This is a genomic window from Cupriavidus sp. CuC1 (assembly GCF_044627735.1).
GTDB lineage: Bacteria > Pseudomonadota > Gammaproteobacteria > Burkholderiales > Burkholderiaceae > Cupriavidus > Cupriavidus ulmosensis.
Map to the genome: position 1 here is coordinate 1 of NZ_JBIUHC010000457.1, position 546 is coordinate 546.

General features: G+C 65.0%; 1 protein-coding gene. It reads right to left on the bottom strand.

The genetic code is table 11. The annotated features are described in order from the left end of the window. Positions 1–546 (bottom strand): transposase (locus ACGLHR_RS52190; RefSeq protein WP_400104025.1); only part of this gene is annotated, 546 nt, incomplete at both ends.

Consider the following 546-nt stretch of genomic DNA (forward strand, 5'->3'; position numbering starts at 1 on the left):
CAGATTGGTGATCAGGCGATACTGCGGCTCAGCGTCAGGCACGCCTTCCAGGCGATACTCGATGACCCGCACCCGCATGCCGTTGCGCTGGTGTCGTCGGTCGGTGTCGCTGGCATAGACGGTGCTCAGGTACGAACCATCTGCCAGCGGCACTTCGCACGGCAGTCGCACATTCGACTTCACGCGCCACAGCAGCTTCGCTCCGGTCGCTACCGCCTCGCGCCACATGTCATAGCCGTAGAACAGGCGATCGGCCAGCACCAGCATCTCGCTCGAGAACGCCGGAAACAGCTGCCGCGTGAGCGCCTGTTCGCTGTCCTCGCGTACCCCGCCCATCTGCACCTCACACAGCGCGTGCGTCGCACATTCGGCCAGCGCCACAAAGCGGATCTGCGGATACGCGCCTTCACCGCGCCCGCCCTGGGCATACCCGAACGCCTGCGCATTGACCTGTTCATCGGGCACATCCAGCGTCGAGCCATCCACGCTCATGACCCGATAGCCCGCATAGTCGCCGCCTGCAGTTCGTGGGCGTTGCGCTGCCTG